General features: G+C 68.3%; 19 protein-coding genes and 2 pseudogenes. 6 read left to right on the top strand and 15 right to left on the bottom strand.

What is annotated here, in order from left to right:
• Both DJ81_RS11150 and DJ81_RS11155 read right to left on the bottom strand, forming a co-directional pair.
• Positions 1–760: ABC transporter permease (locus DJ81_RS11150; protein ID WP_094589768.1), on the bottom strand; the 760-nt coding region annotated here is incomplete at its 3' end.
• Positions 757–1,866, bottom strand: coding sequence for an ABC transporter ATP-binding protein (locus DJ81_RS11155; RefSeq protein WP_094589770.1), 1,110 nt, complete (start codon positions 1,864–1,866; stop codon positions 757–759). The genes DJ81_RS11150 and DJ81_RS11155, both read right to left, overlap by 4 nt.
• 58 nt (positions 1,867–1,924) lie before the next feature.
• Between DJ81_RS11155 and DJ81_RS11160 the strand changes: the two genes are divergently transcribed.
• Complete coding sequence (locus DJ81_RS11160) at positions 1,925–2,383, top strand: hypothetical protein (protein WP_094557881.1); 459 nt, start codon at positions 1,925–1,927, stop codon at positions 2,381–2,383.
• 179 nt (positions 2,384–2,562) lie between these two features.
• On the opposite strand, the gene DJ81_RS11165 is transcribed toward DJ81_RS11160, so the two are convergent.
• From DJ81_RS11165 to DJ81_RS11180, 4 genes are all read right to left on the bottom strand, one after another.
• Positions 2,563–3,939 carry a cytochrome P450 gene (locus DJ81_RS11165; RefSeq protein ID WP_094589772.1) on the bottom strand — a complete coding sequence of 459 codons (1,377 nt, stop codon included), beginning with the start codon at positions 3,937–3,939 and terminating at the stop codon, positions 2,563–2,565.
• Between the two features lie 577 nt (positions 3,940–4,516).
• The gene (locus DJ81_RS11170) at positions 4,517–5,458 is read right to left on the bottom strand and encodes an ABC transporter substrate-binding protein (protein WP_094589774.1); all 942 of its coding nucleotides are present in this window, start codon (positions 5,456–5,458) and stop codon (positions 4,517–4,519) included.
• Between the two features lie 42 nt (positions 5,459–5,500).
• Positions 5,501–5,800, bottom strand: coding sequence for a hypothetical protein (locus DJ81_RS11175; protein WP_094526321.1), 300 nt, complete (start codon positions 5,798–5,800; stop codon positions 5,501–5,503).
• A 4-nt stretch (positions 5,801–5,804) separates the two neighbouring features.
• A complete protein-coding gene (locus DJ81_RS11180) occupies positions 5,805–6,407 on the bottom strand; it encodes a class I SAM-dependent methyltransferase (RefSeq protein WP_094526320.1) in 603 nt (200 codons plus the stop codon).
• A gap of 279 nt (positions 6,408–6,686) precedes the next feature.
• Between DJ81_RS11180 and DJ81_RS11185 the strand changes: the two genes are divergently transcribed.
• Positions 6,687–8,429: an L-lactate permease gene (locus DJ81_RS11185; protein WP_094526319.1), complete on the top strand. Its 1,743-nt coding sequence runs from the start codon at positions 6,687–6,689 to the stop codon at positions 8,427–8,429.
• 728 nt (positions 8,430–9,157) lie between these two features.
• Here the strand turns inward: DJ81_RS11185 and DJ81_RS11195 are convergent.
• On the bottom strand, positions 9,158–12,259 hold the full coding sequence (locus DJ81_RS11195) for an FAD-binding and (Fe-S)-binding domain-containing protein (protein WP_094589777.1): 3,102 nt from the start codon (positions 12,257–12,259) through the stop codon (positions 9,158–9,160).
• A gap of 190 nt (positions 12,260–12,449) precedes the next feature.
• Here DJ81_RS11195 and DJ81_RS11200 point away from each other — a divergent pair, with 190 nt between their 5' ends.
• Positions 12,450–12,818, top strand: a complete 369-nt coding sequence (locus DJ81_RS11200; RefSeq protein ID WP_094523225.1) for a VOC family protein — start codon at positions 12,450–12,452, stop codon at positions 12,816–12,818.
• Between the two features lie 170 nt (positions 12,819–12,988).
• Here the strand turns inward: DJ81_RS11200 and DJ81_RS11205 are convergent, their stop codons facing one another.
• From DJ81_RS11205 to DJ81_RS19685, 6 genes and pseudogenes are all read right to left on the bottom strand, one after another.
• Positions 12,989–13,900: a CoA ester lyase gene (locus DJ81_RS11205; protein ID WP_094526316.1), complete on the bottom strand. Its 912-nt coding sequence runs from the start codon at positions 13,898–13,900 to the stop codon at positions 12,989–12,991.
• Positions 13,901–14,058: 158 nt separating this feature from the next.
• The gene (locus DJ81_RS11210) at positions 14,059–15,507 is read right to left on the bottom strand and encodes a PKD domain-containing protein (RefSeq protein WP_094589779.1); all 1,449 of its coding nucleotides are present in this window, start codon (positions 15,505–15,507) and stop codon (positions 14,059–14,061) included.
• Positions 15,508–15,511: 4 nt separating this feature from the next.
• Positions 15,512–18,829 (bottom strand): right-handed parallel beta-helix repeat-containing protein, encoded by a 3,318-nt coding sequence (locus tag DJ81_RS11215; RefSeq protein ID WP_094589781.1) that lies wholly within the window; start codon positions 18,827–18,829, stop codon positions 15,512–15,514.
• A 272-nt stretch (positions 18,830–19,101) separates the two neighbouring features.
• Positions 19,102–19,269, bottom strand: a complete 168-nt coding sequence (locus tag DJ81_RS19235) for a hypothetical protein (protein ID WP_170938305.1) — start codon at positions 19,267–19,269, stop codon at positions 19,102–19,104.
• Positions 19,270–19,344: 75 nt separating this feature from the next.
• Positions 19,345–19,881: pseudogene (locus DJ81_RS11220) on the bottom strand (zinc-binding dehydrogenase); the annotation flags it as partial.
• A pseudogene (locus tag DJ81_RS19685) lies at positions 19,877–20,242 on the bottom strand (sulfite exporter TauE/SafE family protein); the annotation flags it as partial. The pseudogenes DJ81_RS19685 and DJ81_RS11220, both read right to left, overlap by 5 nt.
• Positions 20,243–20,569: 327 nt before the next feature.
• On the opposite strand from DJ81_RS19685, the gene DJ81_RS11230 reads away from it, so the two are divergent.
• The 3 genes from DJ81_RS11230 to DJ81_RS11240 all read left to right on the top strand — a co-directional run bounded on the left by DJ81_RS11230 (position 20,570) and on the right by DJ81_RS11240 (position 25,467).
• The gene (locus tag DJ81_RS11230; protein WP_141212578.1) at positions 20,570–20,842 is read left to right on the top strand and encodes a hypothetical protein; all 273 of its coding nucleotides are present in this window, start codon (positions 20,570–20,572) and stop codon (positions 20,840–20,842) included.
• Between the two features lie 264 nt (positions 20,843–21,106).
• Complete coding sequence (locus DJ81_RS11235) at positions 21,107–23,488, top strand: type II/IV secretion system ATPase subunit (protein ID WP_094589783.1); 2,382 nt, start codon at positions 21,107–21,109, stop codon at positions 23,486–23,488.
• Positions 23,485–25,467 (top strand): type II secretion system F family protein, encoded by a 1,983-nt coding sequence (locus DJ81_RS11240; RefSeq protein WP_094589785.1) that lies wholly within the window; start codon positions 23,485–23,487, stop codon positions 25,465–25,467. Before DJ81_RS11235 ends, DJ81_RS11240 begins: the two co-directional genes overlap by 4 nt.
• A gap of 7 nt (positions 25,468–25,474) precedes the next feature.
• On the opposite strand, the gene DJ81_RS11245 is transcribed toward DJ81_RS11240, so the two are convergent.
• Entirely contained in the window at positions 25,475–26,122 is a 648-nt protein-coding gene (locus DJ81_RS11245; RefSeq protein WP_094527043.1) for a TrkA family potassium uptake protein, read from the bottom strand.
• A gap of 1 nt (position 26,123) precedes the next feature.
• Positions 26,124–26,839: APC family permease (locus tag DJ81_RS11250; RefSeq protein WP_141212579.1), on the bottom strand; the 716-nt coding region annotated here is incomplete at its 5' end.

Raw genomic sequence — 26,839 nt, forward strand, 5'->3', positions numbered from 1 at the left:
GGTAGCCGACCGCGACGGCGACGAGGAGCCCGAGGTCGCCGAGGCCGAACTCCCACAGCCGAACGCCGTCGACCATCGCGCGCTGGAGCATCGCGCTCCCGTGCGCCAGCGGGAGGAAGCGGGTCCACGGCGCGTCGAGGACCGGCGCCGAGATGAGCGCGACGAAGCCGAACTGCAGCAGGTTCAGCCAGTTGCCGATCCGCTTGTACAGCACCGTCACGCCGCCGGCCGCGAAGCCGAGCCCGAGCACCGAGGTGATCGCGAGCCCCGCGACGGGGACGACGGTGAGCGGATCGAGGCTGAGTCGGGTCCCGGTGAGCAGCAGCATGACGGCGAGGATCACCGCGCTCGTGAGGAACGTGCGGATCACCTTCGCGACCCCCTTTAAAAGTGCGACCGGAGCGAAGCCGAACGGCGTGGTGATGTGCCGCTCTAAGGTCCCCCACTGGACCTCGCTACCGATGTCGCTCGACACCGACGAGTAGGCGCCGACCGACAGCGTCCACAGGAAGTAGCCGACGATGATCCCCGACAGCGAGTCCGTCAGCGCCTGCCCGGCCAGCAGCCGTCCGCCGTAGAAGAGGACGCCGAAGAAGAACAGCGCGACGACGATCCCGCCGATCGCGTTCGCCGGGTACCGGACGAAGATCAGGTACTCGCGGTAGAGGACGGCCCGCGCGAGGTGGTAGTAGGTGGCCGGACGCGGCTCCTCGACGGGTCCGGAGTCGGGCGACGCGGGAGCGACCTCGTCCCCGCTCACGGCGACCGCCCCCGCGAGTCGGCGGTCGCGGAAACGACCTCGTCGGCGTCGCCCCCGCCGGCGTCCATTCCGGTGAGGTCGACGAACACGTCCTCCAGCTCGGGACGGACGGTCCCGATGTCCTCCACCGTGACCCCCGCCTCGCGGAGCGCGTCCATGAGGTCGTAGAGGGCGTCGCCAGCGACGGTGACCTCGACGGCCGTCGACCCCGGTCCGTCGCGGGCGACCGCGCCGAGCCCCGTCTCGACCCCCCGCACGTCGAACCGCTCTCGGAGGGTCGCGACGACCGCGTCGTCGATGTCGGCGCTGACGACGCGGACGGCGTCGCGGTCGGTCCCGGAGAGGAGCGCCCCGACGGCGTCGTCGGCGACGATCCGCCCGTTCGCCATCATCACGACGCGGTCGCAGACGTCCTCGATGACGCCCATGTCGTGGCTGCTGAGGACGATGGTGAGCCCCTCCTCGCGCGCGAGCCGACGGAGCTCCCGGCGGAGCGTCCGGGAGCTCTCGACGTCGAGCCCGAGCGTCGGCTCGTCGAGGAAGACGAGCTCCGCGCCGCCCGCGAGCACGCTCGCCAGCGACACCTTCTGTTTCATCCCCCGGGAGAGGTCCCGGACCGGGGTATCGGCCTTCTCCGTGAGTTCGAGCCGGTCGAGCAGCCTGTCGTGCCGGGCCCGCACCGAGTCCGGGTCGACGCCGGCGATCGTCGCGAAGTACCGCAGGTTCTCCCGGACGGTGAGCCGCCAGTAGTCGTTGCGCGCGCCCTCCAGCATCGCGTCGACGTCGGCGTACGCCGCCCGACGGCCGTCGCCCACGTCCGTGCCGAACACCCGGACCGAGCCGGCGTCGGGGAGGACGATCCCGAGCGCGCACTTGATCAGGGTCGTCTTGCCGGCCCCGTTCGGACCGAGGAGGCCGACGATCGAGCCGCGTTCGACGGTCAGGCTGACGTCGTCGACCGCGAGCACCGACTCCGCGCCGCCGCCGAACCGCTTCGAGACGCCCTCGATCGCGAGCGCCGGCTGAGAGGGATCCGCCGAGTCGTCGGGGCGGGAACCGTCGCGCTCGCGGGGGGTATCGCGTTCGCTCGCCGCGCTGCGTGCCATGAGATCGGTACGTGCCGAGCGCGGATATATCCGCGTCCGGCGGCTACCGCGGAACGCGATGGACCTCGACCGATTCGCCGCCGACGCGCCGGCCGACGACGCCCCCGGCGACGCGCGGGTCTGCGTCGTCGCGACGCGACCCGACACGTTCGAGCGCTGCCGCGAGGGCTTTTACCCCGCGCCGCGGTCGTACGACCGCACCCGCGCCGACTTCGACTACATGGCCTTTTACCGGACCGCACCGGTGTCGGCGGTCACCCATTACGCCCGCGTCGTCGACCGGGCAGAGCAGACCCGCGGCGAGCCCGGCCCGATGGACGACGAGGACTGGGCGGCGCTGATCGATCCCTTCTCCGAGGAGCGGGTCGTCGTCGTCTTCGCGTTCGACGAACTCGTCCCGCTCGATTCGCCGGTCGAGAACGACGGGAACGGGGTCCGGGGCGCGTGGTACTGCACGGTCGACGACCTCCGCGAGGCGGCGACGCTGTCCGGGCTCCGCGACCGGGCCGAGAGCTGAATCGGGCGGTCGAGATCGCGGGTGCTGTTCGATTCTCTATGACTGAGCGGTCCGAGAGGCGACGCTGAATACAGAGCGCGTATCTTGCATACTCTGTTTCTCGTGGACGTATACGGCAACTCTCCGTTGATACTACAGACCCCGATTTTCGTTGCAAACTTAGTACGGCGAGTTACTGTTTATTCTTTATGAACACGCATCCGAACGTCCTCGGAAGGCTGTAACGTCAACTCCATGTTTATCTCTGGCCGAGGTGAACTCAACAGCTCGAATTCCACATTTCGGGCAAGCATCGGGATGATATGTTTCAACTCCATCATCGCGAAGTGCATCCCGATACACTGGTGGGGACCTCCGCCAAACGGGAAGTACGCAAAGTCCGGCCGTTTGTCACTCCGAGCATCGGTGAACCGCTCGGGCCGGAACTGCTCGGGCGCGTCAAACCATCGATCGTCCTTGTGGACAGTGAACTGTGGCAGTAGCAGTTTCGTTCCCTCGGGGATGTGATAGCCTCCAAGCGTTGTCTCCTCAACAGCCTCGCGGAACAGCATCCCCGCTGGCGGATAGAGCCGCATCGCCTCCTTGGCGACGTGCTCGGTAACGGTGAGGTCGGGGAGGTCTGCCGCTGTCGGCGGGCCGTCAAGCACAGTCGTGGCTTCCTGCGATAATCGGTCCCGTTCGTCGGGATGGGTCGCCAGCAACAACCACGTAAACGTCAGCGCCATCGCCGTCGTCTCGTGACCAGCGATGAGGAACGTGATCAAGTGGTCGTGAATTTCCGCATCGGTCATCGTATACTCGTGGTCGTCCTCCTTTTCCAGCATCATCGTCAGGAAATCGTCGTACCGGCCGGGGTTCGCTCTCCGCTCTTCAATGAGCGTATCGACCGTTTCATCGAACGCATCCATGGCTTGCTCGTACCGTCGGTTCCTGTGAGTCGGTACCCACGACGGCAAGAGCAGTTCGACGGCACTGAGGCCACTCATATCGGCCATGGCCTGTAGCTCGTCGGCGGCCTCGGTGATCACTTGCCGGTGCTCGCCGAGGTCGAACTCGAACAGCGAATTCGTGAGTATCGACAGCGTCAGCTCTGAGAATTCCTCGTTGACGACGATTTCTTCGCCGTCGTCCCACTCTTCGATCAGCTGTTCCGTGGCGGCAACCATGGACGAACTGAACCCTCGCAACCGATTCAACCCGAACATCGGCTGGAGGAAATGGCGCTGTCGTTTCCATTCCTCACCACGCGTGAATGTGAGACCTCGCGGTGCGATTTCGTAGTCAAGGAGTTCTTTCAGCTCGTCGAAATTCCACCGTTCGTATGTGCCTTGTCCCAGTAATACCTCGCCGATGTACTCGGGATGGAAGACGGCGACGGCGTCGATACGCGGAAATTCACAGTGGACGACGTCACCGTACTTAGCAAGCTCGTCGAAAAAATCCATTGGCTGCTGGACGTACTGATGGGTGTTTCCCAGCACCGGGATCCCGTCCGGGCCCGGCGGAAGCCTGTCGATCTCACCGTCCGAACCTGAGCCGGTGTCTCCACCCGTCATATGTGAGCGTATATGAATGATTGCTAATAGCCGTTTTCCCGGTAGGGCGTGTCATAGAAATATCCACACATCGTCTGTGTTACTGATTTACGGGCGAATCTGGTGATCAGTAAGTACTCTCTTTCGACAGGCTATTCGGGAAGCAGCGGCAGAGGATAGACCGGCTGTTTGTATTGACATCCTCTCCGCCCTGAAGGGCGAAGATTCCCACGGCACCGTACCGCTGGGTTGGGGTGTTTACGGTTTGTAGCTGTCCCGGTGACGGCTACTGGCTGTGTCAATCAGCCGTTACTCCTATCCCGACTTGGGATTCAGAGGTACTTCTTACTGCATCCCGATATTGTCCGATTAGGTGGGCGGTAGACCGCCTCGGCTACCTAGTAGTATGACAATCACTCAGTTAAACCACCCGACCAGAAGTTCCTGGTTACCGTAGAGAACTGTCGGATTCATCCCCGCGCTGAAACGCGAGGCTTTCTCCTTGATTCTACGTAAATACACCCTCTGTATTCGGTAACCGGTATCGATCAGTCGCTGAGGATTGCGACGGATCCAGGTCGCCGGGCCGCGGTCGGCGTCACCCTCCGTCGGCGCGCACCGAAGGCGTCGTCGCGTCGACGCGGGCGACACGGTCCCGCTCGCCGGACGACGCCGACGTGTGCTCGGGATGCAGACACGCGAACAGCGCCTCCAGCGAGTCGACGAGCCGGTGGCTCGGGCGGTTGAACAGCGCGTTGCCGTCGGCCGCGTAGGCTCGGTCGTCGGCGACGGCGGCGAGGTCGCGCCACCCCGGTCGGTCGGCGAGGTCTGCGATCGCGTCGACGGCGCGGTCGCGCTCGAACCCGCAGGGGGCGACGACGAGCGCCTCGGGGTCGTACGCGCGGACGTCGTCCCACGCCGCCGGCTCGGAGGCGCCGTCTGGCTGGAACGACGGGTCGCCACCGGCGATTTCGACCATGTCGCGGACCCAGTGACCGGCCCGGATCGGCGGGTCGGTCCAGTCGAGCACCGCGGTCCGGGGGCGGCCCTCGTCGGCGACCGCGCGCTCGGCCCGCTCCCGGACGCGGTCGACGCGCTCGCGGCAGTCGGTGCGGAGCGCGTTCGCGGCCGCTTCCGCGCCGACCGCCGCGCCGAGGCGCGTCACGTCGTCGAGGACGTCGCCGAACGAGTGCGGGTCGAGCGTCAGCACCTCGGGCGCGGGGTCGAGCGAGGCCACGGCCGCGTGAACCGCCCTCGCGTCGACGGCGCAGACGTCGCAGGTCGCCTGGGTGACGACGAGGTCCGGCTCCAGCGCGGCGAGGCGGTCGACGTCGAGGTCGTAGACGGCGCCGTCGACCGACCGCATCTGGGCGTCGATGTCGGCGGCCGAGCGGTCGTCGTGGTCGACGACGGTGCTCGTGAGCGTCGGCAGGTCACGGGCCGCGGGCGGGTGGTCGCAGCTGTGCGAGACGCCGACCGGCTCGACGCCGAGCGCGAACAGCGTCTCGGTGGCGGAGGGGAGTAGCGTGGCGACGCGCATGTCAACCGATGGGCGGGCGGAGCGAAAAGCGCTCCGGCGGACTCACCCGTCCGGGAGCCGCGCCGCGGCCGCATCGGCGTAGGCGGCCGCGAGGTCGCCGTCCGGGAGCGCCGCGCGCGCCGCCCGGCAGCCGTGCCGGAGCCGGTCGCGGCGGTCGCCTAGCGGGAGCTTGTTCGCGGCGACGGTCTCAGCCGTATCGAGGAGCGCGACCGCAGTCTCGGTGTCGCCGGTCTTGGCGGCCCACCCGGCGCGGTCGAGGAGCTGCGTGAGAGCCGCGCGGACGTCGTGAGGCATCCCGTCGGCCACGCCCGCCGCGTCGTCCGCGTCGGTGTCATCGGTCATGCGGTCACCCCCCGCCGAGCGTCGCGAGCGCGAACTCGGTGCTGCTCCCGAGCGGGTCGGTCGCGGTCTTCGTCTCCACGTCGATGAACCCGGCCTCGCGGAGCTGCGCGAGGGTGCGGTCGCGTCCGGGCGCAGAGAAGAACATGCGGCCGCCCATCCAGCCGCGGCGCACCGTTTCGAACCGCCCGCCCGGGAGGGTCATGAGGAGCCGTCCGCCCGGGCGGAGGGCGCGGGCGAACTCCGCGTACACGTCTGGGTGGCGGTCGCGCTCGACGTGAAACACCGCGTGGTACGCCGTGATCGCGTCGAAGCTATCGGCCGCGAAGGGAAGCGCGGACATCTCGCCGTGAACGAGTCGGGCCTCGGGAACGGTCTCGGCCGCGAGGTCGAGCCCGCGCCGGGAGACGTCGAGCCCCACGCTGCCGGGCGGGAGGTTCGCGAGCGTCCGAGCGCCGTCGCCGCAGCCGACGTCGAGGACGTCGGGGGCGGCCGAAAGCCCGGCGAGCAGGTCGTCGATCAGCGCCGCGTCGGAGCCGTCCGGGTCGCGTCGGTCGGCGTACGTCGCCGCCACGTCGTCCCACGCTCGCCGCACCTCGCTACGGTCCATACCCGTCGTTACCGCGCGAGCAACATGACTCCTCGGGCGGCCTGTCGCGGAGGGAGAGACGGCAGCGGTGTTCGAATTGATAGATCGCCAATGATAAAGAAATTGGTCCCGGGTGTATTTGCGACACGTGACCGGGGTAAACCGGGAGATGACGACGGCAGAGAAAGTTACATTTTATAATTAATGAACGTGATGTCCTTCGCGTCGTATGTGGATGATAACCTGTGACATGAGTCGTCGACGGAATCGAGTACACGAGATCAACGGCGGGGAAGCGTCATGACGACGGGGATCGACGTCGCGGTGGCCGCGATACCGCTTCTCCTCGCGGGGATCCTGCTGGTCGGGTTCCTCTGGCCGGCGACGCGCGCGATGCCGATCGCGTGGGTCGCGGCGCTCGCAGTCGGCTACTTCGCGTGGAACATGCCGGTGAACTGGCTGGCGGCGGCGTCGGCCGTCGGCGTCATAACCGCGATCACGATCCTCTGGATCGTCTTCGGTGCGCTCGTCCTCCTGTATACCCTGATGGAGGCGGGCGCGTTCGACCGGATCAATCGGGGGTTCGCAACGGTCAGCGACGACCGACGCGTGCAGATCGTCCTGATCGCCTTCTTCATGGCGACGTTCATCGAGGGCGCCGCCGGATTCGGGACGCCGGCCGCGGTCGTCGCGCCGCTTCTGTTGGGACTCGGCTTCCCGGCGCTCGCGGCGGTCGTCGCCGGGATCATCGGACACATCATCGCCGTCACGTACGGCGCGGTGGGGACGCCGATCATCGTCGGCATCCAGAACCCGATGGAGAACGTCGAGTTCACCCGCACCGCGATCGAGGAGGGCGGGATGACGGTCCAAGAGTTCTCGGTCGAGGTGGCCGCGTGGGCGGCGACGTATCACGCCTTGGTCGGGTTCATGATGCCGCTGTTCGCGGTCGGGATGGTCGTCTACTTCTTCGGTGACCCGGACGACCGCTCGCTGGCGCCGGCTTGGGAGGTCGCGCCGCTGTGTCTGTTCGCGGGGATCTCCTTCGCGGTCCCGTACTGGATCTCGGCGTGGTTCCTCACGGCCGAGTTCCCGGCGCTCATCGGGTCGATGGTCGGTGGCACGATCGTTTTGAGCGTGCTGCGGGCGGGGTACTTCCTGCCCGACGACGAGTGGGAGTTCCCCGAGCGCGAGAGGTGGGCCGACCACTGGGTCGGAACAATCGAGCCGGGCCAGTCAAACGGCAGCAACGGCGGCTCGCCCGAGGCCGAGGCGGCCGACCTGAGCGGCGGCGAGGACATGTCGCTGCTGAAGGCGTGGTCGCCGTACGTCGCGCTGGTGATCCTGCTGGTCATCACTCGTGCGGTCGATCCGATCTCAAACTTCATCGGCAGCGACCTCTTCGTCATCGGCTTCAGTGACCTCTTCGGTACGACGCTCGGCGGAAGCTTCGCGTGGATGAGCGTGCCCGGTTTCTGGCTGATCGTGAGCGCCGTGCTCGCCATCCCGATCTTCGGGATGTCTGGTCAGGAAGTCAGTGACGCGTGGAAGGAAGCCGGCCGGAAGATCGTCTCGCCGTTCATCGCGCTGGTGTTCGTCATCGCGATGGTGCAGGTGATGCTCCAGTCCGGCGCGCACCCGGGTGCGCCCGAGGTCGGCAGCATGATCGTCCTGCTCGCGCAGACGACCGCCGACACGCTCGGCCCCGCCTACCCCGCCTTCGCGTCGCTCATCGGCGCGCTCGGCGCGGCGATGGCCGGGTCGAACACCGTCTCGAACATCACGTTCGGCGCGTTCCAGTTCGAGGCGGCGACGCAGCTCGGACTGCCGCGGACGATCATCGTCGGCGCGCAGGCCGTCGGGGGCGCCATCGGGAACCTCGTCGCGATCCACAACCTCGTCGCCGCCCTGGCGACGGTCGGCCTCCTCGGACAGGAGGGGCGGGTGATGCGGCTGAACCTGATCCCGCTGCTGTACTACGCGACTGGCGTCGGCCTGCTGTGTCTGCTGTTCAGCTACGTGCTGTTCTCCGGTATCTTCTGAACGCGGGAACGGTACTGCGGTTCGGCTATTTTTATATCCGATCGGCGATCTGAGAGGACCGCTTCCGAAGCCCCGGCCGCTCGCTTATAATTGGTTGACTGTAGAGCGACGGTGAATACCTCCAAAGCCCCAGCCGCTCGGCTATACGTCGTTGTCCGCAATGACACGGTGAATACCTCCAAAGCCCCAGCCGCGAGGGCTCGCGCGCCTTGCTGTGCCCCTCGCTCGCTATCGCTCGCTACGGTGCTTGCTGCGGCGTGCTTCGCCCTTCCGGGAGACTCCGTCTCCCGTCTTTCCGCTCGCTTTGCTCGCGGAAATCGCGGCTGCCCCTTTGAGTCCCGCCCTACACAGCACCGCACCGCCGGAAGACGGTCGCCTCGCTTCGCTCGGCGCTGCGCCTTCCGTGCTCCCGCTCGCGTTGCTCGCGGGAACGCAGCCTCACGCCACCCCAGCCTCGTCGATGGGCCTTCGCTTCGCTTCGGCCCATCGACTCCCTCGCGCGCACCTCGCGCCCCGCGGGCGCTCGGCGGCGCGCGCCGGCCGCAACCGTCGCTTATAATTGATCGTCGCCGTCGCTCACGTCTTTTTGAGTACCGCATCGTCGACGCCGATCCGGTCCTCCCGCTTCCGGTGCCGCTCGTCACCCGCTCTGAACTTCCTGCGCGAGCGGCAGCGAAAGCCTGTGCCCGAGAGCGGCGTCGCGAGACCTCGTCGACCGCGACGCCGGCTCAGTCGTCGGCGGGCGACGGGGTCGTCGCCCCGGTAGCGCCTGCCTCGGCGACGGCGTCGGGCGCTGGCCCGGTCACCGCGTCGGCGACCTTCTCGATCGGGTGCGGCGGGTTCTCGGCGTCGGCGTCGCGGTCGCCGAGCTGGGACCGACAGGAGGCGCCCGGCGCGGTCACCGTCTCGCCGTCGCTCTCGTCGACCTGGTCGAAGAGGATCCGGCCGATCGCCTTCGAGATGTCGTAGTGTTCGGCCTCGTAGCCGAACGAGCCCGCCATCCCGCAACAGGAGGAGTCGAGCGGGTCCACGTCGTAGCCGGCCCGGCGGAGCACGCCGACCGCGTGGTGGTCCTTGTTCGTCGCCTTCTGGTTGCAGTGGCCGTGGTAGGTGAGCGACTCGGCGGGCGCGTCGAACGCCAGCCGCTCGTCGACCCGGGCGGCGTCGAGGTACTCCAAGACGCCGTAGGCGGCCGCGGAGACGGTCTCGACGTCATCGTCGTCGAGGAGGTCGAGGTACTCGTCCTGGAACATCACGGCGTCCGAGGGCTCGACGAAGACGACCGACTGCCCGTCGCGGACGCGGGGCGCGAGCCGCTCGACGTTGGTCTCGGCGCGCTCGCGGGCCTCGTCGAGGAAGCCCGTCGAGAACGCCGCGCGGCCCGACGGCGCGAGGTCGCCCGGCACCTCCACGCGGACGCCCGCCGCCTCCAGCACCGCGACGGCGGCCTTGCCGGCGGCCGGGTAGCTGTAGTTGGTGTAGGTGTCGGGGAAGAGGACGACCGTGTCGACCGCCTCCTCGGGGGCGACCGTCGACCGGCCGCGGGAGTCGAACCACGCCTCGAAGCTGGTCGACCGGAACGTCGGCAGCTCCCGGTCCGGGGCGATCCCCGCGACCGCGTCCATCACCTTGCGAGCGCCCGGAATCTTCGACGCCGCGTTCGAGACCGGCGCGAGCGTGCTCCCGAGCGCCGAGAAGCGGTCGATGTCGCGGAAGATCCGCTCTCGGAGGCCCGCCCCCTCCTCCTCGTGGTGCTCGTGTTTTACCTCGGCCTTGAGCTTCGCGAGGTCGACCCCCGTGGGACAGTCGCTCTTACACCCCTTACAGCCGACGCAGAGCCCGAGCACCTCCTCTTGGAACCGGTCGGAGTGGATCTCCTCCTCGTCGAGCTCGCCGCTGATCGCGGCTCGGAGCATGTTCGCGCGGCCGCGGGTCGACTGGATCTCCTCCTCGGAGGCGCGGTAGGTCGGACACATCACGCCGGAGTCGGTCTCCCGGCAGGTACCGCAGCCGTTACACAGCTCGACGAGGTGCGAGAAGCCGCCCTCGTCGGAGAAGTCCAGATCGGTCTGCGGCTCGATCGACTGGTACTCCGGCCCGTACCGGAGGTTCTCCCGCATGTCCGTGTCGGCCGCGGTGTCGGGGTAGCCGCGCTCGGCGGCGGTGTCGCCGTCGACGTAGACGACCTTCCCGGGGTTCATCCGCCACTCGGGGTCGAACGTCGACTTGAGCTCCTGGAACGCCGACCAGAGCGACTCGCCGTACATCTTCGGGTTGAACTCGGTGCGCGCGAGCCCGTCGCCGTGCTCGCCCGAGAAGGCGCCGTGATGCTCTAAGACGAGGTCGGTGACGTCCTCGGAGATGGAATGCATCTTCTCGACGCCCTCCTCCTCCTTCAGCGAGAGGATGGGCCGGATGTGGAGGGTGCCGCTCCCGGCGTGCGCGAAGTACGCCGCCGAGGTGTCGTGATCGGTGAGGACGTCCTCGAACTGGCCGACGTACTCCGCGAGCTCCTCGGGCGGCACCGTCGCGTCCTCGATGAACGGGTACGGCTTCGGGTCGCCCTGCATGCCCATCAACAGCGGGATGGCCGCCTTTCGGAGCTTCCAGATGTCGGCCTGGTCTTCGGGCGTGTACGCCTCCAGTACGTCGAACGCGTCGCCTTCGTCGATGAAGTACGCGTTCGTGTCGGCGATGGCGTCCTCGAAGTCGTCGACGAGCTCGGAGTCCCACTCCAGCATGAGCGCCGCGGCCGCGCGGTCCGGGATCGGCTCGGCGTACTGCGCGAACTCCTGTGAGCCGGCGGCGAGCGAGAACACCTCGTCGTCCATCAGCTCGACCGCGCTCACCGGGAACTCCAGCGCCTCGGGCACCGCCTTCATCGCGTCGACCAGCGAGTCGAAGGTGTACAGCGCGAGCGCCGTCTCCTCGGGGCGGGTGACGAGCGACACCTCGGCCTCGACGATCGTGCCGAGCGTCCCCTCGGCGCCGACGAACAGCTTCGAGAGGTTGATGACCTCCTCGCCGTCGTCGTTCTCGTAGATCACCTTGTGGAGGTTGTACCCCGAGACGGAGCGCTTGAGGCTCGGGTACTTCTCGTCGATCTCGGCCTCGTTCTCCGCGACGAGTGCGCGGGTCGTCTCGTACAGCGCGGCCTCCCGGTCGTCCTTGCCCACGATCTCCTCGTACTCGGGGGAGTCGAGGACGATCTCGCGGGTCTCGATGAGCGAGCCGTCCGCGAGCACGACCGTCAGCTCCTCCGTGTACGCGTCGGTGATCCCGTACCGCACCGAGTGCGCGCCCGTGGAGTTGTTGCCGATGCCGCCGACGACGGTCGCCCGCGCCGACGAGGCCGGGTCCGGCGCGAACTTCAGCCCGTCCTCGGCCAGCCGGTCGTCGAGGTGGTCCTGCACGACCCCAGGCTGGACCACCGCGCGGCGGTCGTCCGGTCGGACCTCGACGATCTCGTCCATGTACTTCGAGAAGTCGAGCACGACGCAGCCCGGCCCGACGGTCTGACCGCCGAGCGAGGAGCCGGCGCCCCGCGGGATGACCGGGACCTCGTGGTCGGCCGCGACCCGCATCGTCGCCTGCACGTCGTCGACCGAGCGAGGCGTGACGACGCCGGCCGGGCGCGCCTGATAGATGCTGCCGTCGGTCGCGTACAGCACCTGCGCGTACTCGTCGAACTGGACCTCGCCGTCGACGCGCTCGCGGAGGTCCTCCGCGAGCGCCCGAAAGGCGGGGACGTCCGGTCGGTCGTGACCGAGCGCAGACGCCGACGTGTCCAAGTCGGGCGTGTCAGCTCCCCACGTGGGCTCAGTTGCCATGATACTACTCGGGGTCGAAAGGCGAATAAAACCTTTGTTAAAAATGAATATGATCACGAGCCGACTGCGGCGGTCGATAGCCGCGCTGTTTCGCTTTTTTCATTAACGTTAAGAGATAAATTTTCGCGGCGGCGTCCCGCCCCGGCGGCGTCCCGCCGGGATTTATTGCCTCACCGAGCGAGGGCGACCCATGGAGATACTTCACACCTGTCTCAACGTGGCCGACGCCGACCGCACCGCCGACTGGTACGTCGAGCAGCTCGGCTTCGAGCGCTCCTGGGAGTTCACGACCGCCGACGGCGACACGCGAAACGTGTACGTCTCGGACGACGCCGGCGTCGAGTTCCAGCTGTCGGACACCGACGGCGCGGAGCCGAGCGACGACGGCGACCGGTACGACCACGTCGCCGTCGGCGTCGACGACGTCGACGCGACCTTCGAGGCGATCGACCACCACGGCGTCGTGAAGGAGCCCGGCGACCAGCCGGAAGCCGGCGCGCGCACCGCGTTCGTGAAGGACCCCGACGGACACGCCGTCGAGCTGATCGAGCCGCTGTAGTCCGGGCCGTCCCGAGACGGAGCGCGTCACCGCGGACCGTTTTCACGCTATTCGACGACGACGGGACCGATCGAACGGTCGAGCCGCCGGCGTCGCGTTTCGGAACACGGTGGCTCCGGAGCGGACGGGGATCGTCAAAAGAAGAGCGTTCTCGAAGTTCGGACGCGACCTCAGAGGATGCCGGCGGCCTCGGCGGTCTCGACGATGTCCTGCGCCATCTTGTTGGTCGCCTCGTCGACCATCTGGCCGTCGACGCTCACGGCGCCTTTGCCCTCCTCCATCGCCTCGGCGTAGGCGTCGACGATGCGCTTGGCGCGCTCGGCGGTCTCCGGGTCCGGCGCGAACACTTCGTTGCCGATCTCGATCTGCGACGGGTGGATCGCCCACTTGCCGTCGCAGCCGATCATGTTGGCGTTCTCGGCGGACTCGCGGAACCCGTCGGCGTCCTCGATGTCGGCGTACGGGCCGTCGAGACACGGCAGGCCGGCGGACTTCGCCGCGGCGTTACACTCGGAGAGCGCGTGGTGCCAGTAGTGGCCCGGGTACTCCGGGAACTGACCGATGTCGAGTCCCGGCGTCCCCATCGCGGCGGAGTAGTCGCCCGGCCCGAAGATGATAGACGAGAGCCGGTCGGAGGCGTGCGCGATGTCGTGGACGTTGTGCATCCCCTCGCCGTCCTCGATCTGCGGTTCGAGGCCGATGCCGCCGACCTCCAGGTCGTTGTTCACCTCGACCTGTTCGAGGAGGTTCTCGACGGTGTGAATGTCGCTGGCGGACTTGACCTTCGGAACGATGATGTCGTCGATGTGCTCGCCCGCCTCGCCGACGACCGTGATCAGGTCGTCGTACCACCACTGGGTGTCGATGCCGTTCATCCGGAAGCTGAGGACCTTGTCACTCCAGTCCTCCTCGCGGGCGGCCTCGATGAGCGGCGCGCGCGCGTCCGGCTTCGCGTTCGGGGCCACGGAGTCTTCGAGGTCGAGGAACACCTCGTCGGCGTCGCTGTCGGCCGCCGAGTGCATCATTTTCTCGTCGCTCGCGGGCGTTGCAAGCTGCGTCCGGCGAAGAGTGACGTCGGTCATATAGCGGCTCAATCACGCTCGTCCACGGAGATAAAGGTACCTTACCCGGGGGTATTTTCTCTGAGTCGGAAGCGAGTGAATACTGATTCGGACCGTCACGAATACTGATTCGGACGGTCGCGATCGGACCGCCCTCGCGGCCGGGGGTCCCCGTCGCCTCAGCGGTCCGCGCGCCGGACCGCGGCCACGACGAGCAGCGCGAGCACGAGCGCCCCGACCACCGCGCCGAGCGTCGTCAGCGAGAAGAGACCGGGCTCCTCGACCGGAGCGGCCGCCGCGGTTCCGGCCGGCTCGACCGCGACCGTCGCCGTCGTCGAGTCGGTCTCGCCGGCGTCGTTGGTGACGGTGAGCTCGACCTCGTACTCGCCCGGCTCCGAGAAAGTCGTCTCGGTGACGCTCCCGGCCGCCGTCTCGCCGTCGACGTCCCAGTCGTAGGCGACGATCTCGCCGTACCGGTCCGAGGAGCGGACTCCGGAGAGCGTGACGCTCTCGCCGGTTTCGACCCCGTCCGAATCGACCGTGATCGCCGCCTCGGGCTCGCTCACGGCCGACACGGCGAAGACAGAGAACCCGGGCGTCTCGGCCGCCAGCACGACGTCGCCGCCGTCGCGGTCGACGACGGACGTCTCCAGCGCCTGCCACTCGCCATCCGAGTGGCGCGAGAGGCGGAGGTCCTCGGCGTCGGCGCCGGCCGCTTCGAGCCGGTCGGCGCCGATCCGCGTCCGGATCGTGGCCGGCGTGTTCCGCGCGTCGTCCGGGACCGTGATCTCGACCACCGAGACCCCGGCGCCCGGCGCCCGTCCGGTCGACTCGGGCGCCGCGTCGAGCTCGACGACGCCGACGTCGCCCTCGACGGCGCCGCCGAACTCGATGCCTTCGACGCCCGTCTCGCCGGCGAACGCGACGCTGCTCGACGCGCCGTCGGCGCTCGCCTGCACGGTCGCGGCCTCGCTCGCGACCGCGGTCGCGCCCTCGGGGACCCGGACCACGTCTTCGACCGACGGCTCGTCGGTCGGCGCGTCGCCCGGCGCGTCGGGCGTGTCGGCGCCGCCGGAGCCGCCGGAGCCGGAGCCACCGGAGCCGCCGGCGGGGCCGGTGCCATCACCGTCACCGCCGTCACCGCCGTCACCGCCAACCGGGTCGGCGTCGTCCGCGCCGTCACCCGGATCGGTGCCGTCGGCGTTATCGCCGCTGTCGCCGTCGTCGGTGCCCGAATCCGGCGCTTCGTCGAGTTCGAGGGCGACCTCCTCGTTCGCGCCGGACTCCCACGCGGCGGTGCCGGCGTCGACGCCGGCGATCCGGAACGTCACGTCGCCGTCGACCGGTCCCTCGACGGTGAGCTTCTCGTCGAACGCGCCCGAGCCGCCGAACGAACCGTCCGCGTCGGTCTCGATGCTGTCGCGGACCTCGCCGTCGACGACCGCCTCGATCGTCACGCCGTCGACCGGGTCGCCGCCGTCGGTCAGCGTCACCTGTCCGTAGTACGCCGCGGGCGTGGCCGGCGGGCCGTCCTGTCCGGCGACGCCCCCCACGACCGCGCCGCTGGCGACGAGCCCGACGAGGGCGATCGCGACCGCGGCCAGACCGAGTGCGTGTTTGGCGTTCATCGGCTCAGTTCCCCGTCAGCGTGTCTTCCTCGTCTTCCTGCGTCGGTTCGACCGGAACTGCCGCGCCGAGTTCCCCATCATCGGTAGCGAAGACCCAGTAGCCCTTGAACGGGCTGACGCGGCTGGGGTTCGATATCTCGCCGGAGGCGTCGAGCCCGTACGGCGTCATCTCGGCGTCCGGTCCGGCGACAAGATCGACGACGCTCGTTACGTCGGTAGTCGACGAGGCAAACGCATCATCAGCGGATGCGTCTCCGGACGGCGCGCCCACGAAGTTCCAGCCGGCCTCGAGGTCGGTCGAAGTCATCGACGGTATCGCGGAACCGGAGTCGGCGTACTCGAAGGTGATCCGCTGATCACCTGCTCCCTCGTCGATCGTGGCCGCAAACGCGTCGAGCGCGCCGATCGATTCGTTTTCGATCGCGTCGCCCGACTGCCAGCCCGTGCCGTTGTACGCGTAGACCGTTCCCTCGAACTCACCGAAGACCTCGCCGACGGTCCCTTCGGCGGCCGCCGGGAACGCGACCGAGTGCGTGTCGCCGTCGGCGGGAATGACGAGGTCGTGGCCGAACTCCTTCGTCTCACCGAGCGAGGTCGCGTTGAGCTCGCTGGGTTCGACCGTCAGGAAGGGGTCGTAGACGATCTCGCCGCCGTTGGCGTTGATAAACTCGACGTCAGCGAGATCGGTCCAGTAGTTCCCCGTCACGTCGAGCGTGCCGGATCCGGCCTTGTTCTCGATCGTTTCCACGCCGTCGAAGGTGTTGAACCGAACAGTCTGGGCTTCGGGGTTGTCGCCTTCGACGCCGAAGCCGACGCCGTTGAGCTCGCCGCCGCTCGCGGAGAGCTCGTTGTTGCGCACGTCAGTCGTCGCGCCCTCGCGGGCGACCACGGCGAACGAGTACCCGTCGCTTGCGACGTCGATATCACTGTCGCGGACCGTCGCCGTGGCACCTTTATCGACACTGACCCCGACGACCGCAGTGAGCCCGTCGTCGATCATCTCGCCGGTACCCGAGACGGTCGCGTTCGTGATCGTCGCCGAAGCGTCGTCGCCGTACACCTCGATAGCGAGACCCTCGCTGAATTTGACCGATTCGACGGAGAGGTCCACCGTAACGTCGGAGACAGTCACGTTCGATCCGCCCACGTTGACCGCGTTGTTGCTGGCCGCCGGGTTCGGGAACACGTCGCCGACCGAGGCGTTCACACGGACCTGCGACAGAGCGGTCTCGTCGGCGTTCAACGCGACGGATCCGTTGATCACGGTGTCATCGCCCTGGCCGACGAGAGTGACGTTCGGGGTCTCGACGCGGACGTCCGCGTCGTAGGTCCCGGAGCCGAGGACGACGGCGTCACCAGGCTCAGCGCTGTCGACGGCCGAAGTCAGGTCGGAAAAGATCGTTCCGCCAACCACGGCAGCCCGATCGAAACTGTTCGCTTCGAGGACCGCGCTCGTGTTTAGCACGCCGACAGAGTCCGCGGTATGGACCGAGTTGGCTTCGAAGTTGTTGTGTTCGACTACGAGGTCGCTGATCGGTTCGTATGCGACCCGGAGACCGGTGACGGAGTTTTCAGATATCGTGTTGTCCCGAATAGTGATGTTGGCGGTGGTGACCGGGTCGTCAAAGAATCCGCCACCGATCACCTGAATACCGTCGTCATTGTCTGTGAGGTTGTTCTCACGGACCTCGACGTCACTCGTGCTAACGATAACGACGCCGCCCGGGGCAGTCTCGCCTTCCGAGTAATTGATTCCGGAGACCGTGTTATCGACGACTTCACCGGTACCACCGTATCCGAACTGGATTCCGTTAGGGGCCCAGCCGGTGGTCCCAGGATCGACGACCGTGTTGTCTCGGACAGAAACGTTAGGCACGGGGTCCTCAAAGTCATTCGCGTTGCCGAGTACCCCGATTCCGCCACGTTCGAACTCGCTCACGTGGTTGTCGACGATGTCAATCTCGGAGTCGCCGTGAACGGAGATCCCGAACGTCTCGGCACTCGCGTCGAGTCCCTCGATTGTGTTGTCTACCACGTCGCCCTCGGCATTACGGAGCAGGATGCCAACGGATCGGTCTTGCGGGTCGAAGTCGGCGCCGTCAACAACGAATCCTTGAATCTCGACGTCGACTATCTCGTCGGCGCTCACGTTACCGTCCTGCTCGCTTCCGCCGTACGCGAAGACAACCGGTTCCCAGCCCTCGTCACTCTCGGCGATACGGTACTGCGTTCGCTCCGCGGGAGCCGTGATAGTCGCGTTGTCCCCAACTAGGGAGAGGCTCTTGTTGAGAACGACCTGTTCTGTGTATGTCCCGCTCTGAACGGTGACCGTGTCACCGGCCTCTGCCACGTCGACCGCGGTCTGGATGCTCATGTTCTCACCGACGACGAACGGCCCACCGAGTTCAGAGACGTACGCAGCGTCGGTTTCAGTGCCGTTGTTCGTCGCCGCGGCCGCATCGAGCGCGGCCGATTCGGTAGTGTAGTACCAGTCGAACTCGCTCGCGGAAACTCCGTCGGGGAGGTCAGCCGCGACCCGGTACTGGATGTTCGTCGGATGGTCGATGTCGGTAATCAGGTCGTCCGCGGGAGCCTGTTCGTAGAGCGGCAGCGGCTCGTCGGCGCCGAGTTCGCCGGTGAACTCGATCCCGTACGATCCGACGTCGTCGCCGAGTTGATCGCTTAGCGCACCGTCGGCGTAGATCGCGACGCCCCCCCACGTGTTGTTGCTCGTCGTGACATCGGTGACTTCGGTGTCGGTGACGTCAGTGAATGCGACACCGTTCCCAGAGACGGTGTCGGTGACCGTCACAGAGTCGATAGTCGCGTTCGTGACCGCATTGAGATCGATTCCCGTTGACCCACTATCACGGACGTCGACGTTCTCGGCGGTGAACCCGTCGAGCCGTCCGTTGTCTGTGTTGACGCCGGACACTTTGATCGCGTACGTCCCGGCGCCAGTGATTTCAAAACCGGTAAGTCGTACGTCAGCCGCCGTGACGTGAATCCCGTATCCGGTTGATCCGCTCTCGATCGTCGTGTCGCCGACGCCGACTATCGAGACGTTGTCGGTAGTCACGGACAGTTGTCCAGACGGCGAATAGGTTTCGTCGACGAGTTCGAGCGTGTCTCCCGACGAAAGCGAGTCACTGTCCAGTGCCTGTTGGATCGTTTCGAAGTCCGTCCCGTCCCCTTGGCCGACCTCGTAGGTTGTACCACCGTCCTCTGCGACCGCACTCCCCGCGAACCCGGCCCCCATCGCGATCACTGACAGCACCATGATCGCGGCGAGGAAGACTGCGCGGAACCGCGCGCGTGTCATCTATTGACCACCGTTCGTTGCGTCGTCCAGCGTGAGTCGTCGATAAGCATGTGCATAATCGCAGTACTCCGTGGTGGAGATGTCTCGATGAAGTAGCGGGAGAGGGGTAGTATTTCGCCGCCAGAACCGTCGTTTCCGCGCGTTGAAACCTCTTCAGGCTCCCCCTGAAACGGCGTTTAAGACGCTGCACCGCGGGATACGGACTCAGCCCTCAGCGCGGGATCTCCCACGAAAAATCGTCTGGGTTCGAGGCGAAGTCGGCCCCGGCCGCGTCAGTCGTCGGCCGGGGTCCGCGGCTCGGCCGGCGGCTCGGCGTCGTCCGCCGGGTCGTCCACGGCGTCGGCGTCGGGAGTCTCGTCGAGCCGTTCGTCCGCCTCCTCGGACCGGTGGCGCTCTCGGATCTCCTCGATCGAGCGCGCCTCGATGTTGTGATGACACATGACAACTATTGGCAAGCGCTAGGCACAAAAAAGTATTACGCCGATTCGGTCGTCGACGGGCGTGAAACCGGCGTTTCAGGGTTTGACGAGCACCTTGATCGCCTCGCGCTCGTCCGTCATCCGGTACCCCTCGGCGACCTCGTCGAGGCCGACCGTCTCGGTGAACACCGGCGCGGGGTCGAGCGTGCCTTGGAGCACGTCGGCCATCAACTCCTCGGCGTACGCGCGGACCGGGGCGACGCCGCCGGCGAGCCTGACGTTGTCGCCGAACATGCCGAACACGTCGAGCCCCTCGTCGTCGACCCCGTAGGGGACGCCGACGTAGCCGATCGTGCCGCCGGGCCGGACCGCGTCGATCGCGGTGTTCATCGCGCTCGCGGCGCCGACGCACTCCATCACGTGGGTCGGGCCGCCGTGGGTGAGCTCGCGGATCCGCTCGGCGGCGGCCTCGCCGCGCGCCGAGACCGTCTCGGTGGCGCCGAACTCCGCCGCGAGTTCGAAGGGGTCCTCGCGGTGGCCCACCGCGACGATGCGCTCGGCGCCGAGCCGACGCGCCGCGAGGACGCCGCAGAGCCCGGCCGCGCCGTCGCCGATCACGGCCACCGTGGAGCCGGCGGTCGACGAGCCCGTACTGGATGAACGCGAGCGAGGAGCTCGACAACCCGAACGGCTCGCTGATGAGCCCGATCTTCACCAGCGTCGTCGCCTCCAGCGGGTACGCGACGAGCGGGAAGATGAGGAACGGCACGAACAGCGCCGACCCGCTGATGCCGACGGTGTTGACGATGGTCGCCCCGGTGACGAACGCGACGAACAGCCACCAGTACGCGGTCCAGTAGTCGATCCCGGCGTCGGCGGGCATCGGTGCGAAGCCGTACACCCCGGCGACGAACGCGAGCGGGGCGAGAAACACGAGCAGGTGCTGATAGCGTAGGAAGCTACGCTGCACGTCGCTCGACAGTGAGGGGCTCATTGAATCGTGAACGACCGGTAGCCGAGATGCGTATGAATTAGTTATTATTACTAATAATTCGGATGAAATCATCGAATTCTCGACCGGAGGAGGGTACGGTGTTCGGATTCGTTTCTCGAAAGTGAATTATCAGATTATCGACTAAAAAGAGATCTCGCGCTGGCGGACGGTCGCTGGACGAGCGGGAGATGACGCGGGACGGCGATCGGTCACGGCGACCGCTGAGAGCCGTCCGTTTGACCTAGACGGGAGCATAGGGGGGTTGTACCGGCCACTGAGCCCACATGACATTTTTCTGTCTCGAACCGCAGAATGCGTGTTGTTACCATGTCACCCCGTTCACTCGCGCACGACTTGGTGAAATGCGGGCTGATACTGGCCCTGTTAGTGATGACGGTGGCCGCGTCCGTGGCCCCGGCCGCCGCCGACCACGGTAAGAATCACTGCGAGAACCACGGCGACGGCGGCGTCATCGACTGGCTGCTCGACAACTTCCGCCAGAACCAGTGTCAACACGGAGGCACGATGACCGCCGTGGACGCCGGCGGGAACTCGTGCGTGGCGGGTTGCATCGAGCCGGAAGACGCGACTGAGAGATAGGCTCCCGCCGGGCTCGGACATTCCGCCCGGAGAGTGCACCGGTCTCGGTCCGGCTCGCGTAAACGGTGTCGACGGTGAGAGCGGCGCAGTCGGAGCCGGCCGCGCCCGGTCGTCCGAACGTTTCCCAAAAATGAAACGACATATCAGAGATGATATAAATTCTTAAATCGGGGAGACGGCCACCCGCGAACGACTGGCGATGCCGAAGCCGCAACCAACGTCCGCGACACCGACGAGGGCGCCGCCCCTGCGAGGAACGGGACCGTGAGCGACGCGCCGACGCTCCGGATCGTCGACGAGCCGAACGACGACTCCGACGACGCGGTGCCCGCGCCGGTCCCGCCTGACGACCCCGAGGCGTGGTACGCGCCCGACGTGCGGGCACAGTACGAGGCCGCGCCGGGCGTCGTCGCCACGGTCCGCGAGCGCGACGGCGGCCGGTTCGGCTACGACGTGCGCGAGCCGCCGCTGTCGCCCGCCGACGAGGAGGCGTTAGCGCGCGTCCGCGACCACTTCTCCGCGGTCCGGCACCGCCGACCGCTCACCCGCGTCGGGGTCGTCGAGCGGGCCGAGCGGGGGTTCGAGCCGAAGTACGACCGCGCGCTCGACCGCCTGCTCGACGCGAGCGCCGCCGCGCGCCGCCGGATCGACTACCGCGCGCTGCGGGACCTCCGGCTGCTCGGCGACGTGACGCCGCTCGCCTTGGACGACCGGATCGAGGTGGCCGACGTGGGCGACGAGCGCGAGCTGGTCGTCCACACCGAGACGTTCGCGCCGCTGGAGACGGGGATCGACGTCGACGCCGACTACGTCGAGCGGGTCGCCGCCGAGCGGCTCGCGCAGTACGCGGTCGGCTTCGCCGGCCTCTCCGTCGAGGTGGTCGTCTACCGCGAGCACCTGCTCGGCTCCGACGCGTTCGAGACGAAGTACGCCGTCCTCGAGCCCGACCTCCTCCCGGGCGACGCGGCGCTGATCGAGGAGTGCAAAGAGCGGATCTGGGAGACGACCGTCAACGGCGCGGTCGACGACCGCGAGGCGTTCGTCGCCGAGCACGCCCGGCGGTTCCTCTCCCGGCGGCTCACCGCGCGCAACACCCGGGCGTGGCTCGACGCGGCCGCCCACCGCGCCCGGTCCGCGCTGGCCGACCGGGGGCTCGCCGTGCCGCCGGTCGACTCCCGGTACGCCCGCGACCGCCTCGACGACCTGGCGTACTACGTGCTGCGCGACTTCGTCGGCGAGGGGATCCTCACGGTGCCGATCCGGGACCCGAACCTGGAGGACGTCGAGGCGAACCGCGTCGGCGAGCGCGTGAAGGTGGTCCCGCGCGCCTCGGTCCTGCGGAGGGCGGACGGCGAGGGCGGCGCCGGGGGAGTCGAAACCGACCGCGGCGGCCCGGCTCCGGACGCGGGCGCCCGGGTCCCCACCAACCTCGCGTTCGAGGACGAGACGACGTTCGTCAACGTCGTCACGGCGCTCGCGGCCCGGGACGGCACCGAGCTCAACGCCGCCACCCCGTCGGCGAAGGTGAACCTCGACGTCGACGGCGTCGACGAGACGGTCCGGTGCGCGGTGGCGCTGCCCGTCATCTCCGCCGACGGGCCCCACGTCTCGATCCGGAAGCAGAGCGCGGACGCGATGACGCCGGTCGACCTGATCGACCGCGGGACGCTCTCGACCGAGCTGGTCACGCTGCTGTGGCTGCTGTACGAGCACCGCGGCGTCGTCCTCTTCGCGGGGCCGACCGGCGTCGGCAAGACCACCCTGCTGAACGCCCACACCCCCTTCATCCCGTTCGACGACCGACCGGTGTCGATCGACGAGGGGTCTCGCGAGGTCCGACTCCCGCACGAGACCGGGGTGTCGCTCACGACCCGCGAGCACGAGGAGGCGTACAAGTCGGTGAGCATGTCGGAGCTGATGACGGAGGCCAACTACCTCAACCCGGACGTCGAGGTGATCGCCGAGATCAACACGCCCGCGAGCTTCGAGACGTTCGCGGAGACGCTCAACACGGGCCACGGCGTGATCGGCACGACCCACGCAGAGGACGTCGAGGCGCTCGTGAACCGCGTGGTCGAGCGGGGACTCCCGCCGTACCTCCTCCGCGAGATCGACCTCGTCGTCTTCCCCCGGCAGGTCGACGGCGAGCGGTACGTCTCGCGGGCGGTCGAACCCCTCTCCGCCGAGGAGTACGAGGCGCTCGACCCGGAGGCGAAGCGGAGCCCTACCGGAAACCCGAAACACGGCGGCGCCGGCGTCGTCGACAAGGGCGGTGAGGCGGTGTACTTCAACACGCTCGCGTGGCGCGACGCCGACGGCGCGTTCCGGTTCCCGGGCGCGCCCGAAGCCGACGCGGCGGCCGCGCCGGGCGACGAGCCGCGCCTCCGGGCGTTCGAGCGGATCGCCGACCACACCGACCGCGAGGTCGACGCCGTGCGATCGGAGTTCCTCGCCAAGCGCCGGTACGTCGAGTACCTCGTCCGAGAGGGCGTCCGCGACGTCGACGCGCTGTTCGAGTTCCTCGCCGACCTCCGGACCGACGAGGCCGCGACCGTCGAGCGCGCGGCGCGGACGATGGATCGGACGGGCGATGGGAGCGAACGGACTGACGAGAGCGAACGGACTGACGGGCGGAGGGAGCCGTGAGCGGAGGGCCGGCGACCGACGGCGACGGCGGGAGCCCGGGACTCGGAAGGGCCGTCGACGCCGCCGACGCCGACGGCTTCCTGCGGAGCGGCCGGTCGTCTGCCGTCGATCGGACCCTCTACGCGCTGTTCGCCCGACACGCGAGCGACCGGCGGCACGACGCCGACCGGAAGCGGTACCGCGGGACGGCGCTCGACACGGGGTTCGAAACGTATCTGTCCCGGGTGTACGGGCTCTCGTGGCTCGTCTGCCTGGCCGTCGCCGGACCGACCCTGCTCGTCGCGATGGGAGCGACGCCGGCGCTGCTCGCGGCCGTCGAGGGAGAGATAGGGGATGCCGCGCCGGTCGCGTCGCCCGAAGCGGTCGCCGTCGCGCTCGCCGGAGTCGTCGCGCTCCTCGCGAAGCGGGCGACGGTGCGGCTCGGCGGGCTCCACCTCCGGTGGCTCACGGCGACGCGCCGGACGGACATCGAGCGGACGCTCCCGGCCGCGGTCCGCTACCTCGAACTGCTCGCGTCCGGGAGCGACGGCCCCAGAGAGATGGTCGCGAAGACCGCCGCGAGCGACGCCTACGGCGGGACGGCCACCTCGCTGCGGAAGGCGCTCAACGCGGCGCGGCTCGCCGGGAGCCTCGACGAGGGGCTCCGGCGCGTCGCCCGCGACACGCCCTCGCGCGAGCTGCTCGCGCCGTTCCTGCTGAAGTTCCGTAAGCACGCGGCGACCGGCGACACGGCGCTCGCGGAGTACCTCCGAACGGAGAGCCGGATGCTCGCGCACCGGCAGGACCGCGCCCGGAAGCGCGCCCGGCGGTTCTTAGAGCTCCTCACGGAGCTGTTCGTCGCCGTGCTGGTGTTGCCGGCGCTGCTCGTCATCGCCGCGACCGCGCTCACCGTGGTCGTCCCCGAACTCCTGCCGCCGGTCGAGACGCCGGTCGGGGTGGTCCCGACGCGGGCCGTCGTGCTGTACGGGGCCGTCGTCTTCCTGGTCGCCATCGGGCTCGCCGGCGCGGTCGCGGTCGGGACGCTCCGCCCGCCGAACCAGCGCGCGAGCTACGACCTCCCGGGGTCGCCGCGCGCGGTCGCCGCCTCGGTCGGCCGCAACCCGACGAGCGCCGCGGTCGTCTGCGCGCCGCCGGCCGCCCTGCTCGCGGTCGGCCTCGCGGTCGCGGAGTACACGCTCGTCAACGTGGTGCTGCTATCGTACGCGGCGTTCGCGATTCCCGTGGGGAGCGTCGCGGTCAGGCGGACCCGCATCGACGACGCGAAGGACCGGGAGCTGGCCGACTTCGTCCACGCCGTCTCCGGGCACGTCGCGCACGGGCGCCCCCTCCCGGACGCGGTCGCGGCCGTGGCCCGGGACGTCGACCTCGGGGTGCTCGACGACGACGTGGCCGACCTCGCGTTCGCGCTCGGGTCGACGACGGCGACCGGAGGGGTGCGGGCCGGAACCGGCGGGGGCGGCGAGGTCCGCGACGCCCGCGAGGCCGCCGACGTGCGCGCGGTCGCCATCGGCCGGTTCGTCGACCGGGTGGGAACGCCGCTGGCGGAGGGGACGCTCGGGCTCGTGACGGGCGCCCTGAACGCCGGCAGCGACGCCGACGCCGTCTTCGAGACGCTCCGGATCGAGGTTGGACAGCTGTACAGCGAGCAGCGCGCGCTCCGCTCGTCGATGCACCCGTACGTCGCGGTCGGCTGGGCGGCGGCCGCGCTGGTCGCCGGCGTCGTCGCCGTCGTCAACACGCAGGTGATCGACGCCGCGCGGCTCGCGGAGCTCGCCGGCGCCACCGACCTCGTGACGGAGCCGGAGACGGTCCACCCCGACCTCGAACGCTTCCGGCTGTACGTCGTCACGCAGGCGACGATGCTCGCGTCGGGCTGGTTCGCCGGCACCGCCTCCCGGGGACGCTACGAGGCGCTGCTTCACTCCGGGCTGCTCGTGGGCATCTGCTACGCCGTCTTCACGCTGGGCGGGCTCGTATAAACCAGAGCTACCCGCGCATCAGCTGGAGCACCTCGTCGACGACGCCCGGTTCGACGGCCACGACGTACCGGTGTCCCGGCGTCAGCGTCGTGTCCGGCTGCGAGATCCGGTTCCCGTCGTCGCCGGAGATGACGAGCGTGCCCGCCGGGAAGGCGACGTCCGCGAGCGTCCGCCCCGCGGCGGGCGCACCCTCGGCGACGCTGATCTCGAGGATCTCGACCGCTCCGGTGACGTCGGTCAACGCCTGGACCTCCTTCCCGGCGGTCTTGTTGGCCGCGACCCGCGCGCCCGCCGACTCGGGGTAGACGACGGCGTCCACGAACCGGTCGTACGTCCCGTCCGTCTCCCGATCGACGCGGGCGACCGTTCTGATCCCGTCCGTGAGCCGCGTGGCGAGGAGGCAGACCGCGAGGTTCAACCCTGTCAGCTCCGTCAGCGCGGCGATGGTGTCCGCGTCCTCGATTCCGGCCTGTTCGAGGATGTCCGGGTCGGAGGCGTCGCCGCGGATCACGGTCGCGATCCACGCGTCGGCGATCTCCTCGATGCGGTCTTCGTCCTGCTCGACGATGGTCACGTTCTCGTCGCGGGCGGCGAGCACCTCGGCCGTCTGGAAGCCGACGCGGCCGCCGCCGGCGATGATGATGTCTCGTGTCATGTCAGTCCTCGCTCGCTCCCTCCGCGGCCGGTTGGTCGGCGGTCGCCGCGGCCGTCTCGTCCTCAACAGTCCCCCGGGCCCGGTACCGGTTGAGCACGACGTACATCGCGGCGCCGGCGACCAGCCACCCGACGCTGAGCAGGAGCGCGAGGAGATCGGTCTGAATGAGAAAGCCGATCAGCACCACGGCGAGAATCCCGTTGAGACCGATCGCCAGTATCGGCGGAATCGGATAGTACGGTATCTCGTACGGGCGGTTCATGTTCGGTCGCTCCCGCCGGAGCCGGATCACCGCGACGTTGACGATGATGAACGACAGCAGGAAAAACAGGCTCGACATGTTCCCCGCGCTCTGCGTGGGGAGGAAGACGGACCCGAGCATGACGACCGCGCTCAACAGCACCGCGACGAACGGGGTGCCGAACCGGTGGTGAATCCGGCCGATCGACGGCAGCAACTGGCCCTCGCGGCCCATCGAGAAGGCGACGCGCGAGGAGGCGATCACGACCGCGTTGAGCGCCGTGACCGTCGAGAACACCGCCCCGAAGACGATGAGCGCGCCGCCGTTCCGGATGACCGGTAGGCCGGTCGGCATGAACGACGTCGCCGCCGTCGCGATGCCGGCCTCGCCGGCGGCGGCGAGCTCCGAGGCGCCCAGCGTGCCGATCGCCACCGTCACGACCAACAGGTACACGACGACGGTGGCGCCGAGGCTGA

The organism is Halorubrum sp. Hd13 (genome assembly GCF_002252755.1).
Lineage (GTDB): Archaea > Halobacteriota > Halobacteria > Halobacteriales > Haloferacaceae > Halorubrum.